Genomic DNA, 13,910 nt, shown 5'->3' with positions numbered 1-13,910 from the left:
CATAAAACAATGGGCAGCTTTGTATCGGTTTTCTTGCAAAAAGGAAGTTTCTAGCCCCGGGCGCAGCGGCATCCCCATAGCGCAGCGAAGGGATATAGCGGAGAACGGGAACAAACTTTAATAATTGCAGAGGCGCTGTGCTCCTTAAAACGAAATTATTTTTTAAGCAGATGTTCTTGTGCTCTAGAAATTATTTATGTTCTTTGGAAAGCAAGGGTAGTGCCTGTCGGCTGCTGTAGTCCTTCTTTCCGCTCCTATCTTTTTGTGAAGGGAAGTGGTTTATATTAGCAGTGCAACAAAAAGGATAGCTGCTACAATAAGGTTTATTTAACAAAGGCTTGTAGAGCAAAATCACAGTAAGGCATTAACGGTAAAAATAATAGGCAGCTTTGTATCGGTTTTCTTGCAGATTAGACGTTCCTAGCCCCGGGCGCAGCGGCATCCCCGGAGCGTAGTGCAGGGATATAGCGAAGAACGGGAACAAACACTAATAGTTGCATAGGCGCTGCGCTCCTAAAAAAGAAATTATTTTTTAAACAGGTAGCTGCGTTCTCAAAATTAATCTAACTTTTTGTGAAACAGTATAGTATCTATCGGCTACCGCTGACCTTCTATTTTTCGTAATGGTATTAAAATATTTTGACCTAACAACGCACAGCATAGCCGCTTGAATAAGGTTTCATCATCCCTTTTCCATCTTATAGCATCAGGTCTTTGCTTTGATAAATAAATACTAATTTTGCGCTCTAATTTTATAATAATAATGAGGCTGGCAATAAATGGTTTTGGTAGAATAGGAAGAACATTTTTACGCTTAGCACTGGCTGAGGGATTTGAAGTAGTGGCCATTAACGACCTGGCAGATGCCAGGACGATGGCTCATTTATTTAAATACGATACTGTTCATGGTGTTTTCGCAGGTAGTGTTTCTGCCAAACCCGATGCATTGGTCATCAATCAGCTTTCTATTCCGGTTTTCGCCATCAAAGATGCCAATGAACTGCCTTGGTCGGCACTTAGAGTAGATCTGGTTATTGATTGTACGGGTAAAAATTTAACCAAACCTTTAGCAGAAAAACACATTACCTCAGGAGCAAAACAGGTGCTGATCTCAGCGCCGGCATCCGAAGATATTCCGATGGTGGTATTAGGTGTAAACGACCAGCTGATTGATTTGACGAGTCCTGTACTGTCAAATGCGAGTTGTACCACTAATAATATTGCCCCGATGATTAAGATTTTGAACGACAACTGGGGTGTTGAAGAAGGTTATATCACCACCATCCATTCGATGACAGGTGATCAGAATCTGCACGATGCCAACCACAAAGATCTGCGCAGGGCAAGGGCTGCCTCATCTTCCATTATTCCAACTACAACAGGGGCAGCAAAAGCCATTACCCATATTTTTCCAGAACTGGATGGCCGTTTAGGTGGAGCAGGAATCAGGGTTCCGGTTTTAAACGGATCCTTGACCGATTTTACCTGTCTGTTAAAGAAAAAGACAACGATCGAAGAAATTAATGCCGCTTTTAAAAACGCAGCAGAAAATGAAATGAAGGGACTTATTGAATATACAGAAGATCCAATTGTATCAGTCGATATTATCGACAACCCACATTCCTGCATATTCGATTCGCTTTTAACTTCTATTGTTGGCGATCTGGTTAAAGTGGTGGGCTGGTACGACAACGAATTTGGTTACAGCAGCCGTTTGATTGATGTGGTAAAGAAAATTGAGTCATTACAAAAAGGTTGATATTTTAAGATATTTTGTTTACCTGTTCTGTACCTGTTTATTACCATTTGTTTACCTTTTCTGTACACCAGGTTAACCCTACGGTAACCCTTTGGTTACCTTTTCTGTACCTTTTGGTTACCTTTTCTGTACCTTTTGGTTACCTAAAAGGTAAAGGATATCTGTATATAAGGAGTAGCTAAAGCAATGATAAAGCCTGGTTAAAGTATGGTTAGTGTAGGCTTGGTAACTACACTGTATTAATCAATTCGAAAATAATGTTTAGCTTTTGCTCAGCTGTTAATGACGTTTATCTGTTGCTTTTAATGCCCAATACACCAGCACAGGCTGAAAAAACAAGCGTAAAAACCTTTTTGTATCAGTATTGAGACCAAAAGCACTCCTTTTATGCCTGAACTGTGAAATGTTACCAGGCAAAACAGCCACAAATAAGCCCGCTGCTATTTTGCCAACCGCATCTTCATATTTTTTTGGACTAAGTATCAAAGCGGTGCCCAAAGCAATCTCAACCAGTCCGGAATAAACAACTGTATCATCCTTTTTTAAAGGCACCCAATCAGGTACCTGTGCCTGGAAAGCTTTCCGAGCAAAAGTTAAATGCCCTATCCCTGCTATCATTAAACCTGCGCCTAATGCTATTTTTGCTGCCTTTTTGATGTTTTTTTCTTTTACCATAAATTAGATCATTACGATAGATATACTACCAACAAAACATAATAAGATCTGTTTTATGATACCACAATAAACCTGCTTATTCTTTGTTATACAAATCGATTTACCATCTGCTTCCGTATTTGTAGATTAACATTCTACTCCAATTATATATCCAGCCCAGCGAGCTTCGTGCCTTTCCTATGTGTGCGATGCGGTAAAAAGGAGCTTTTTTAAAATCTCATACCTAAACCATTCTCTTTTCAAAAACCTTTTGGTGTTTTATTGGTTCTATCTGCCGATAGCTGACCAGATATTGCCATTCCATACGCTAATGGCTTTTTATGATCTGGACAGAAAGAAGAAAAGAAATTAAACGTGTAAAAGAATCGGCTTGGAAACACAAAAAACACATCTTACAGACCGGAAGTCTTTTCTTCCCAAATTCTTGCTGATCCTCTCGCTCGCTGCACTGCTTCTTGCAGAAGGATATTTTGGTCTCAGGCTGCATCAACTTTCCGATCAGCAGGAGCGCATAAAAGAAGATTATTCCGATATCAATAACATTACCTACGGACTGTTTTCTGTGCAGCAATGGAAAGATAATGTTTCAAGGATTGTACACCATCAGGTCCGCAACCTGAAAATGACCAAAAAGCAAAAGAAGATATTGCAAACAGAAGTACAGAACGTGTTGCTTGCACTTATAGATAAAGCCGAAGCCCTGGTTAACAAACCCAAAAAAACAATCAGTGGTAAGATTCAAAAATTTGCAATACGCAATTTTGTAAACTCCGATAGCATCAGGGCGCAGGTACCGGCTTTTGCCAAAAAAATTATTGCAGAGGTAGATAATCCCAAAAACAAGCGCCAACTGAGCAAAATGGCCATGGGCGAGTTTAACGAACTGGCCAATGAAGAAAAGCTCGATAGTGCATTTGTTTCTAATGGTGCTTCTATAAGGGCTATGTATAAAAAGTATCATGTATCTTCAACCGATGCACTGAATAAAAACCTGGTTCAAACGTTATCAAATATTCGTGGTAAAACTTATGGTTATTCATTTGGCATGCTCGCTTGCGTGGTTGTTGTATTGGGTTTTTGGTGGGGGCTCCGCAAACGCAGCGACCTGCATGTAACACTCTTTGTAATGTCGTTGCTCTTTGCATTTATCCTCCTGGCTGTTGGCCTTACCGCATCAATGATAGAGGTAGATGCCCGTATCCGTTCGCTCGATTTTGTATTGCTTGGCGAGCATGTGGTTTTTAAAGATCAGGTGCTGTTTTTTCAGAGCAAAAGTATAATGGATGTGGTAAAAGTACTCATCAGCCAGCCTGGAATCGATTCTATCCTGGTCGGCGTGTTGATATTAGTGTTTAGCATCCTTTTTCCGGTAGTAAAGCTGAGTTCGACAGGCATACACCTCCTGGGCAATAAAAAGCTGGCCGAAAATAAAGTAATTAAATACTTCGCTTTCCAGTCGGGTAAGTGGAGTATGGCCGATGTAATTGTAATTGCCATCCTCATGGCTTACATCGGGCTAAATGGCTTGCTCGAAGGGCAGCTTCAGGCACTCAACATCAAAAACGATTCGCTAACCATTCTAACAACCAATAATACAGCATTGCAGCCCGGATATATCATATTCATCAGCTTTGTGTTATATGGCCTCATTCTCTCAACGATATTGAAGTTCATCACACCGCACGATGCCCATTAATTCAAATTTTACGCAGCTGTTTGATTCATTTTTTTATGGCAACAACAATACATACCCCTAAAAATACCCTGACTAAAAAGAAATGGTTAGCACCTTTTGCGCTAATTACCACACTTAGCCTGCTTTTGATTGGAGAAGCCTATTTTGGTTACCGCTTCCATCAGCTTTCTTACGAACAGAAAAGGATTAAGGAAGATTACAGTTTATCCAACAATATTACTTTTGGCATTTTCTCGGTAGATAGGTGGGGAGAAAAGATTTCGGCTGTGGTAGATCGACGCGTAAAAGGCTTCAGGTTAACTACAAAACAGAAAACAGAGATGCGCAAAGGGATTGAGCAGGAGCTTCATGGATTGGTTAACAAAGCAGTTTCGGAAGTAACTAAGCCACAGAAAACCCTTGGTGGCAAACTTAAAAAACTAGCCTTTAATAGTTTTGTAGATGTTGATGAACTTCATGCACAAGTGCCATCATTTGCAAAAACGATCGTAACAAAGATCACCAGTCCGGCCAGTTTAAACCGGCTTAAAAATGTTGCTGCAAGTAAAGTAGACGAGTTGGAAGAGCAAACCTACGATAGTACCGATACCACCATTACCACTGTAGAACATAATATTTACCAAAAGTACCATGTTGCCGGAGCTACAGCTTACAATAGTTGGGTAGAAACTAAACTGGCGCAAATTAAACAAGATACTTTGCAATGTGCATTGGGCATGCTGGCTTGCGTAGCCATTGCATTAATGCTTTGGCTCTTTTTAAGAAAACAGGTGCAACTGCATGTTCCATTATTCGTCATGTCGTTGCTTTTTGCTGTTGTTTTGCTTACTGTAGGGGTTACTTCCCCAATTATCGAGGTTGATGCGCGTATCAAAACATTAGAGCTTGTATTATTGGGCGATAAAATTGCCTTTACCAATCAAGTTCTTTTTTTTCAGAGCAAAAGCATACTTGGAATTATAGGTACATTAATCGAACAGCCCAAACCCGATGCCGTACTCGTTGGTATTTTGTTGCTCGTATTTGTTGTGGTATTGCCGCTACTCCGTATCGTGGCAAGAGGTGTGCACCTAGCCTGCGGACATCTTTTCGGCAGCCCGAAAGTGCTGCGGTTTCTGGCATTCGATCTTGGTAAATGGGACATGGCTGATGTGATGGTAGTAGGCATAGCAATGACCTATATCGGCTTAAACGGAATATTGAAGAGCCAGCTCTCCGGGCTGAACATCAAAAATGAGACACTAAACACTATTACGGCCAATAATTCGGCACTGCAACTGGGCTTCTTTGTATTTGTAGCCTATGTGATTTACGCAAAGGTATTGTCCTTTTTACTTAAGCGGATTGATGAAAGGAACGGACCGTGTGAGTAAACAGCAGGAAAAATATTGTGCTTTAAAATAAATTTACAAAAGATAGAGCGGAAAGAAGGACTGCTGTAACCGAGTGGCACTACCCTTGCTTTCTTAAAAATTATACATTAGGCATTTGCTTATTCTTTTTCTGGAGCGCAAAGGCTGAGGTACTATTCATGTTTGTTCCCGTTCTTCGCTGTATCCCTGCGCTTCGCTATGGGGATGCCGCTGCGCCCGGGGCTAAACACTTTGGTACTGCAATAAAATACAAAACGCTTGATTAATTTCTTTCTTTTAACAAGAATTTATTTTTGGCTTTCTTGCACTGCCTCCCGTTAAATAAACCTTATTGCAGCGCTATCCTTTTTGCCCCGCCAACGTACAACATCCCACTAACCATCACAAAAAGATAGGAGCGGAAAGAAGGGCTGCCGTAACCAATTGGCACTACCCTTGCTTTCTTAAAAATGATACATTAGGCATTTGTTTATTCTTTTTCTGGAGCGCAGCGCCTGTACAGTTATTAAAGTTTGTTCCCGTTCTTCGCTGTATCCCTGCGTTGCACTCCGGGGATGCCGCTGCGCCCGGGGCTAGATAGTTCTTATCTGCAAGGGAACCGATACAACGCTGCTCATTGTTTTTATAGCTGATAAATACTGTGGTTTTGTTCCACAGGCCTTGATTAAATAAACCTTATTGTAGCGGCTATCCTTTTTGTTGCAGTGGCAACCATCAGCTTCTTACAATCGCAAAAAGATAGAAGCGGAAAAAAGGGCTACCCTAACCGAGAGGCAATGAACCTGCTTTAAAAAAAAATAGAATCAATTTTTGGAGTGCAGAACCAGTACAACTATTCATGTTTGTTCCCGTTCTTCGCTGTATCCCTGCGCTGCGCTCTGGGGATGCCGCTGCGCCCGGGGCTAAAAATATCTGATGAGCAAGAGAAAGCCTGGTTAATTTCTCCTAAATGCTTAAACCTGTTATTTGGTCGTGGAGACTAGCATTAGATCTCTGAATATGGATAATTATGATGTGCTTTGGGTTTTGATGAAATATAAAAAAAGGTATATTTGAATATGGCATTGGATTTAGATATTGGTACTCATTTAAATGAACAACAGGTTTTGATGTTGCGCTTGTTAAAAACTCCTCTTCCGGAGAAAGATTTTCAAGAGATGCGTAAACTTGCCGTGAAATTGCTATCGAAAAAATTAGATGAAGTAATTGAAACCTGGGAAGAACAAACAAATATTACTGCTACCGATTACGAAAACTTAAGTAAAGGGCATTTCCGTTCTAAAATATAATTTTTACACATGAGAATTGTTCTGGATTCTAATGTGCTTATTTCTTGCCTGGGCAAACGAAGTTATTTAAGGCCTATATGGAATTCATTTATCGAAGGACATTATCAAATTATAGTTTCTGAAGACATACTTATGAGGAAATAATGCACGAACATGCTGCTCCGGGTGTAGCTGAGATTGTTATGGAGATTTTTATCGAATCGCCAGATGTTATTACACAAAAGGTTTATTACAATTGGAATGCAATTTTAATTGATACAGATGACAATAAGTTTTTTGATATAGCAGTTGCTGCTGATGTGGATTATTTGGTGACTAATGATCGTTATTTTGATGTGGTGAAAGAAATTAGCTTCCCTAAAATTAATATTATAACTGCAGAGGCATTTTTAAATCTCCTTTTAAGAAATAATACCTAAAATTTAACAAATTTTTAGGTGAATCAATCAGATTTCTTATTTCTACTATGAATTAACAGTGCCTAATCTATTTTGGTCACATACCCTTGTCAGTATCAGCAAATGTTGAAAATTCTAGCCAATATTATGATCGGGTTTCAATTGCTTTATTAACTTTGCAAACGTTTGCGGTGCATCCCAAAGCTGTATAATGCTGTCCGATACAAGCTAACGATACTAACAATATGGTCAAATTTATTCTTCCGGAAGAAGTACTGCCTTTAAGAAGTCTGGTTTTACGCAATGGCAAACCATTCGAAGCATGCGTTTTTGAAGGCGATCTTGCCTACGATACCTTTCATCTGGGTTTTTTAAAAGACGGAGAAATAAAATCCATTGCTACTTTTATGCGGAATGATTTTTTCCCGGAAGAGGGAGAGGGTTATCAGCTTAGGGGGATGGCTACACATCCTGATGCCGTTGGTAATGGTTATGGTGCAGCATTGGTTATGTTTGCGATTGAATACTTAAAAGAATATAAAACCGATTATTTATGGTGTAATGCCCGCTCAACGGCGGCAGCTTTTTACAAGAAAATCGGCTTTACTACCGAATCGCCTGAGTTTGATATTCCAGGCATTGGTTTCCATTATGAAATGAAATTAAATTTAAATCAAAAATAATTAAACATGAATACAATTGACCAGTTTGACTTTAAAGATAAAAAAGCATTAATCAGGGTAGATTTTAATGTGCCTTTAGATGACGAATTTAAAATTACAGACGATAAAAGAATCAGGGCGGCTTTGCCAACCATTTCTAAAATCTTAAAAGATGGTGGTGCAGTTATTTTAATGTCTCACTTAGGTCGCCCGAAAGATGGCCCTACCGATAAATATTCTTTAAAACACATCTTATCTGATTTATCTGTGCTTATTGGTGTTGAAGTTAAATTTGCTGACGATTGTATTGGCGAAAGTGCAGTAAAACAGGCGGCTGATTTAAAATCAGGTGAGGTTTTATTGTTAGAAAACCTTCGTTTTTACAAAGAAGAAGAAAAAGGTGATGTTGCCTTTGCAGAGAAATTATCAAAATTAGGCGATGTTTATGTAAACGATGCTTTTGGTACTGCTCACCGTGCACATGCTTCAACTTCAATTATAGCCCAGTTTTTCCCGGATGCCAAATACTTTGGGTATTTAATGGCTTCAGAGGTAGAAAATGCAGAGAAAATTTTATACCATGCAGAAAGACCTTTTACTGCAATTATGGGTGGTGCTAAAGTATCTGATAAAATTCTTTTGATCGAGAAATTGCTAGATAAGGTAGATAACCTGATTATTGGTGGTGGTATGGCTTACACTTTTGCTAAAGCACAAGGTGGAGAAATCGGCACCTCGTTATTAGAGGCTGATAAACAAGCACTTTCGTTAGAACTGATCGAAAAAGCAAAAGCAAAAGGTGTAAACCTGATTTTACCTGTTGATACGGTAATTGCTGATAAATTTGCAAATGATGCCGATAAAAAAGATGTGGATTCTGGCAAGATCCCTGCTGATTGGATGGGATTAGATATCGGTCCAAAATCGGTAGCATTGTTCCAGGATGTGATCAAAAACTCTAAAACCTTGTTGTGGAACGGTCCGATGGGCGTTTTCGAAATGGAAAGCTTCCAGGTAGGTACCAAAGCTGTTGCAGAAGCAGTTGTGGCGGCTACGAAAGATAACGGTGCATTCTCCTTAATTGGTGGTGGCGATTCGGCTGCAGCAATTGCAAAATTCGGTATGGAAGATGAAGTAAGTTATGTTTCTACTGGTGGTGGTGCTTTACTCGAATATATGGAAGGTAAAGAATTACCAGGTGTTAAAGCCATTAATGGATAAAAACAATCAATCTTTATACCAATAAGGCCCTTGCAGATCTATTTGCAAGGGCCTTATTGTTTAATATTTCAAAAAAATTAAAAATTATTGGCGTTGGCGGTATCCCACCATAAGCGTGATGCGATGTCGTCTTTACCTGAACTTAAAAAAGTCGAGGCTTCTGCAACAGCAGCAGTATTTCCGGTTCTTTCGGCAGGCACAAATACAAGTCGCTTTATCCATTGATCTGCTGTAATAACACCCCAATCCGGGCTGCTGTCATTTTTAGCAACATGTGGAATTTTAGGATAACCTGTCCTTCTAAAATCTACCCAGGCCTCTAAGGTATTGGTAAATGTAGCTAAGTACTTTTGTGTGATAATTTTTTCGAGTTTCAGCTCATTAGTGTCTCCTGCATTCCAGGCTACTGTAATGGTAGAAAGTGGCGTGAAATTATTTCTGCTATCTTTTGGGTCAACGTAGTTGATAGGTTTGCTTGTTGCATCAGCCAGGTAGGCATCAACACCTGCTGCTCCCCAGTCGGCAAATGAAAGGCGTACTCCATTTTCATAATTTGTTTTGGCATCACCTGCGTTTGCCCAACCTCTTAAAGCTGCTTCGGCTTTTAAAAAGGCAATTTCTGAGGCCGTGAATCCTCTTCTGTTTTGAGCAGATTTGAAATCTGTGCTCACGGTAGAGTAGGGAACCCTGTCATCTTTGGCATTGATATAAGCCCCACCACGGATACCTTTATATTTGTATGTAGGATGATCTGCAGCTAAAGTCGCATCACTCACTTCGGCAAAATATTTGGTTATGCGCCCATCTTTTAACCCTACCAAAAAAGATTCCATTGTTGCGCCCATACGGGTATCGTTCCAATCAAAACTAATCATCGAAACAGGCATTACCTCTCCATTTAACGAAATCAGAAAATTCTCAGCATTGGTAGTAATTAACCCAGCCGGATCGGCCAGGGCTTTTTCTCCTTGTGTTTTAGCAATTGCAGGACTAACCTTAACCAAACGCATGGCCAAACGCAGGCGTACTGAATTAAGTAATTTTAACCATGAAGCGATGTCGCCTTTATAGCTGGGATCGAATTTGGTAAAACCCAGGTACGATGTATTGGCTTTAAAATTGGCTTCAATCTGATCTAACTGGGTAAACAGGTTGTTATATAGATCAGACTCTTTGTCGTATTTAATAGAACCTAAGCCCGAAGTGCCATAGTTCGAATAAATTACAGGACCATAAATGGCTGTTAATTTAGATATTGCCAATATCCTGACTAATTTCGCCCAATCGCCAAATAAAGGCAACTTTTTTTCTACGGCAAGCTCTATTACCTGTTTTGATGGAGACATTACACTGCCGTATATACGGTTCCAGTAGGCGTCTATCCAACGCAGGTAATAGGTTGTATTATTCACATTCGCTACAAAAGGGGTCGGTGTACCCATATATCCCATCCAGTTATCATAACATAGATCTTCTTCAATCTGGTGTCCCATCAGGTTAAATAACATACCCGAGAAGGAAGATCCAACCAGGTTAAAATCCTGCTCTAACATTTTGTCAGATATCTGATTCGGATTTGTATTTATCTCTTCGAAATTCTTGGTGCAGGAGTTGAGTAAGATCAAAGCAAGCACCATTAAACATAATTTTTTCATTATTTTAAGATATTAGAAGTTTAACTTAAGATTTAGCCCGTAAGAACGTGTACCCGGTACCGCAAAAACGTCGTTAGCCTGCATGCTGTTGCTTGTACTCATTGCTTGCTCCGGATCGAAAGGCGATTTTTTATAGAAGAAAAATAAGTTACGGCCGATTAAAGAAACAGATGCCGATTTAATAGCCGAACCTTTAACGGGAATGGTATAAGCGAGTGATACCTGCGCTAAACGAACATTGGTCCGCGAAAATACATAAGGCTCCATAATCCCATTTCTATCGCCAATTGTTGAGTAGTAAAGTGCGGGATCAATCGATGTTTGAGGGGTAGTGCCCTTAATGGCATTAATAGGAATACTTCCTGCATCTCGTGCATCGCCAGTTCTTTTGCTTACACCATACGAATCAAGGAAAGCCTCGGTTTTAGAGAAAGCAACGCCGCCAAACTTAGCCGCTACCAAAGCGCTTAAACTGAAATTTTTGTAGGTGAATGTGTTATTCCAGCCAGTGATGAAATTTGGATTCACATTTCCAACATATTCTTGCGTTGCGGCCTTGGTTGGTTTTCCTGCATCATCCAGTATAATCTGACCAGATGCATTGCGTGCAAATTTGAAAATATATAAATCATTGAAAGAACCGCCAGCTTTAATGATGGAATTAAAACCTTCGCTATCGCTACCTACCTGATAAGTGGGGTTGTCGGCAATCAACTCTACGATCTTGTTTTTGTTCTGCGATAGGTTAACGGAGGTGTTCCACTTAAAATTTTCATTTTTTATAGGGTCTCCACCTAATGTTAGTTCAAAACCCTGGTTGGTAACTTTACCCGCATTAACATAGTAAAAGGTATAACCAGAACCAGAAGGGGCTGGTAAGGACAAGAATTGATTGGTACTTGTATTTTTATAATAGGTAAAATCGAGACTTAATCTATCGTTTAGAAAGCGGCCTTCCAAACCAATTTCATTACTCTTTATTTTTTCAGGTACGAGTGTTGCAAAAGGTGTCTGGGTATTTCGGGTAATTCCGCCTATGCCGTTCGGTCCACCCGCACCACCGATAGTGTTGCCAGGGTTTACAATATTATAGGGTACCTCGTTTCCAACCTGCGAGGTAGATGCCCTTAATTTTAAAAAATTGATTTCTTTGGGCAGGCTTACCATTTGGCTGATAATAGCAGAAAGTCCCGCCGAGTAATAAAAGTAAGAATCGTTTCCGGTAGTTGCCAGGGTAGAGGCGTAATCGTTACGCCCTGATAGATCTACATAAATCATATCTTTGAACCCCAGAGACGCATTGGCAAATAAGCCTTGTTTCTGTACCCTGCTGTAGGTCTGGTTGATGACCAGGTTATAAGGCAGGTTAGCAAAACTGAAAAAATTTGGGTATTGTAACGGTGTGGTGCCGTTTGCAAAAGTCATCCCGTCGTTAAATGTATAGTCCTGAATACTTCCTCCTGCTACACCGTTCAAACTGAATTTGCCGAAAGTATTGTCATAGCTTAAAAGTGCATCACCGTATAAGGCCTGGTCATTGTACTTGGCGTAATTCCATGTGCCGTTAGAACTCACGCTTACCGAGTTGCCGCCTGCGGCATAACGATAGTCCAATAATCTGTCATTATAATCAATGTTTCCACGTACATCAAATTTAAAGTGCGGTAAAAAGGCGTATGATGCTTTTGCCGTAGCAATTACCCTTTTGCTGGTAGACAGTTTTGGATCGTTATATAATTCCCAATAAGGGTTGTTCTGTTTTTCTTCAGTCGAATACCAGTTTTGTACATACAGGTTCCTTGTGTCGCTAAACTTTTGATAATTGGTTTTGTAATCATCAAAATTTCTTTCCCTGGCAAATAAATACAACCCCGTTAACGGGTTGTTATAATAACCTGCACCAGAACGATTCATTGATTTTTCGTAAGAAAATCTTACGTTTCCACTAAGTGTAAGTTTATCATCAAATAATTTTGTTTCCTGACTTAAAGTAACATTATGTTTGTTGTACGTACTGGTTGGTACAATACCAGATGCGTTATTGTTTCCATAAGAAAAATAGGTAGTTGTCCGCTCATTTCCTCCAGATACTGATACAGAATTAATGGTGTTTACCCCCGTCTGAAAAAAATCCTTTATATAGTTGTTTTGATAATCACCTTTCGTTTTAGACCAGCTGTAATCGCTACCGGCTATTGCGCCATAATTATACTGGAATTCGGGTAATGTTGCCGCCTGGCTAAAATTTAGGGTAGAATTTAAAGCGATAGCGATTTTGCCGTTCTGACCTCTTTTGGTGTTGATTAAAATTACACCATTGGCACCCTGGCTGCCATATAAAATGGCCCCGTTCGCACCCCTTAAAATTGTAACCGACTCAAAGTCATCCTGGTTCAATGCAGAAAGGCCATCTCCACCATCGGTTCCTCCATAAGAGCCAGGTTGTCCGCCTTTGTTGTTTACTACAGGTACTCCATCAATTACGAAAAGTGCTTCGCTATTTCCTGTAATTGATTTTGAACCTCTTAGTACTGTTTTTGTTGAACCCCCTACGCCAGAATTACTAATTCCCACATCAACACCGGCAGCCTTGCCACTTATAGCTTCCATGAAATTCGGACTTCCGGCCTTGGTTAATTCAGGGCCTGCGAGTTGCTGCGCAGCAAAGGTTAGTGCCCTTTTTTCGCGTTTTACACCCAAAGCGGTAACCACTACTTCTGTTAGGTTTGCATTACCTGATGGTAACAACTTTATGGTCACATTGGTCAGGTTGCTGATGTTTACCTCCTGAGAATTCATACCGATATAAGAAACCACCAATGTTGTGGCATTATCGGGAACGTTTAATACAAACTTTCCATCACTTCCGGTAACTGTTTTAGCGTTCGTTCCTTTGGCTGATACAGTTGCGCCAGGTAGGGGGAGCCCGGTTTCGTCAGTTACCAATCCATTAATCGTCTTGGATAGTCTCTCGCTGATGCCATTAGAATGGTTTACCATAGCGAATGGAATTGGAATGATCTTTTTGTTTCTTACAATGTCTTCGCCCTTAGCCGCATTCTGTAAGCCAAGGCCAGCAACAGCTACGAGTGTTAGGTTCCGCAGGCCTCTGGTTGCGCTAGGAAATTTGATCTCCAGGGCATTGATTGCGGAAAAAATTTTCCTCATTTTCATACAATTTG

General features: G+C 40.1%; 10 protein-coding genes. 7 read left to right on the top strand and 3 right to left on the bottom strand.

Features of this window, described 5'->3' with window-relative positions; translation table 11 throughout:
• Positions 1 to 763 precede the first annotated feature (763 nt).
• Entirely contained in the window at positions 764 to 1,759 is a 996-nt protein-coding gene (gene gap, locus QF042_RS21620; protein WP_307532171.1) for a type I glyceraldehyde-3-phosphate dehydrogenase, read from the top strand.
• A gap of 279 nt (positions 1,760 to 2,038) precedes the next feature.
• Here gap and QF042_RS21615 read toward each other — a convergent pair whose 3' ends face one another.
• Positions 2,039 to 2,434: a hypothetical protein gene (locus QF042_RS21615; protein ID WP_307532170.1), complete on the bottom strand. Its 396-nt coding sequence runs from the start codon at positions 2,432 to 2,434 to the stop codon at positions 2,039 to 2,041.
• A 370-nt stretch (positions 2,435 to 2,804) separates the two neighbouring features.
• On the opposite strand from QF042_RS21615, the gene QF042_RS21610 reads away from it, so the two are divergent.
• The 6 genes from QF042_RS21610 (at position 2,805) to pgk (ending at position 9,073) form a co-directional block, all read left to right on the top strand.
• On the top strand, positions 2,805 to 4,130 hold the full coding sequence (locus QF042_RS21610) for a paraquat-inducible protein A (RefSeq protein ID WP_307532169.1): 1,326 nt from the start codon (positions 2,805 to 2,807) through the stop codon (positions 4,128 to 4,130).
• Positions 4,131 to 4,165: 35 nt separating this feature from the next.
• Positions 4,166 to 5,503 (top strand): paraquat-inducible protein A, encoded by a 1,338-nt coding sequence (locus tag QF042_RS21605; RefSeq protein WP_307532168.1) that lies wholly within the window; start codon positions 4,166 to 4,168, stop codon positions 5,501 to 5,503.
• Positions 5,504 to 6,561: 1,058 nt separating this feature from the next.
• The gene (locus QF042_RS21600) at positions 6,562 to 6,792 is read left to right on the top strand and encodes a hypothetical protein (RefSeq protein WP_307532167.1); all 231 of its coding nucleotides are present in this window, start codon (positions 6,562 to 6,564) and stop codon (positions 6,790 to 6,792) included.
• A 143-nt stretch (positions 6,793 to 6,935) separates the two neighbouring features.
• On the top strand, positions 6,936 to 7,211 hold the full coding sequence (locus tag QF042_RS21595) for a hypothetical protein (RefSeq protein WP_307532166.1): 276 nt from the start codon (positions 6,936 to 6,938) through the stop codon (positions 7,209 to 7,211).
• Between the two features lie 224 nt (positions 7,212 to 7,435).
• Positions 7,436 to 7,873 carry a GNAT family N-acetyltransferase gene (locus tag QF042_RS21590; RefSeq protein ID WP_307532165.1) on the top strand — a complete coding sequence of 146 codons (438 nt, stop codon included), beginning with the start codon at positions 7,436 to 7,438 and terminating at the stop codon, positions 7,871 to 7,873.
• Between the two features lie 6 nt (positions 7,874 to 7,879).
• A complete protein-coding gene (gene pgk / locus QF042_RS21585) occupies positions 7,880 to 9,073 on the top strand; it encodes a phosphoglycerate kinase (protein WP_307532164.1) in 1,194 nt (397 codons plus the stop codon).
• Between the two features lie 77 nt (positions 9,074 to 9,150).
• Here the strand turns inward: pgk and QF042_RS21580 are convergent, their stop codons facing one another.
• Positions 9,151 to 10,728 (bottom strand): SusD/RagB family nutrient-binding outer membrane lipoprotein, encoded by a 1,578-nt coding sequence (locus QF042_RS21580; protein WP_307532163.1) that lies wholly within the window; start codon positions 10,726 to 10,728, stop codon positions 9,151 to 9,153.
• Positions 10,729 to 10,740: 12 nt separating this feature from the next.
• Positions 10,741 to 13,896: a SusC/RagA family TonB-linked outer membrane protein gene (locus QF042_RS21575; protein ID WP_307532162.1), complete on the bottom strand. Its 3,156-nt coding sequence runs from the start codon at positions 13,894 to 13,896 to the stop codon at positions 10,741 to 10,743.
• Between the last annotated feature and the right edge of the window lie 14 nt (positions 13,897 to 13,910).

Source organism: Pedobacter sp. W3I1, assembly GCF_030816015.1.
In the GTDB taxonomy this organism is placed as follows: Bacteria; Bacteroidota; Bacteroidia; order Sphingobacteriales; family Sphingobacteriaceae; genus Pedobacter.
This window is presented reverse-complemented; position numbering and strand designations above follow the sequence as displayed.